The organism is Ralstonia sp. VS2407, assembly GCF_052950655.1.
The window spans coordinates 1-700 of sequence record NZ_JBRFVG010000059.1; the positions used below are offsets into that span (position 1 = coordinate 1).

Below are 700 nucleotides of genomic sequence, written 5' to 3' on the forward strand. Positions count from 1 at the left end.
GGGAGGCGTCGCGGTATGAAGGTCGTCGTTTCTGACTTCCTTTCTCCCGGTGACGATGTTCTGAATCCCAATGATCGCCCGGAGTGGGAACGGTCCCTACGTCGGTTGTCGGTGCGAAACCAGGTGCTGTGCATCGAAGTTGTTGACGCTGCTGAGCTGGACTTTCCCGACGTGGGTGACGTCATGGTCCGAGACCCAGAAACGTCTTTCGCCCACTATGTCAATACCGCTGACAAGGCCACCCGCGAGCGGATGAACGCTGCCTCCCGCGCCCAGCGCGAGCGTATCTCGGCGGCTATCCGACGTGCGGGGGCAGGACACCTACAGCTGCGCACCGACTCCGACTGGGTTACCGATATCGCACGCTTCGTCCTCGGATACCGGCGCACTGCTGCAATCTTGCATCAGCCGCCTCAGGGGGTGACCAAGTGACGCCGCTCTTTCTCGGCCTACCTGAGGTCAAGTCGCCGTGGGTGCCCTGGCTGTTGCTGCTCGTCCCGGTGCTGCTGGTCTTCTACATCTGGGCGTCGCATCGCAGCCGATCTACGGCGATGAGATTTACCAATACCGCCATCCTTGGCGCGGTGATGAGTAAGCAGCCGCAGTGGAAGAGGCACATCGCCGTTGCTGCTGCTTTGCTATGCGTGGCAACTACCACTGTTGCATGGGCTCGGCCGATGGGTATCGAACAGGTGCCGCG

2 protein-coding genes are annotated in these 700 nt (G+C 61.3%); both read left to right on the top strand.

Annotated features, from left to right (window positions below):
• The coding region (locus ACU8YE_RS23795; RefSeq protein ID WP_446929793.1) for a DUF58 domain-containing protein at nucleotides 1-432 on the top strand (432 nt) is incomplete at its 5' end.
• Nucleotides 429-700, top strand: a 272-nt coding sequence (locus ACU8YE_RS23800) for a BatA domain-containing protein (protein WP_446929795.1), incomplete at its 3' end; no start/stop codon positions are given. The genes ACU8YE_RS23795 and ACU8YE_RS23800, both read left to right, overlap by 4 nt.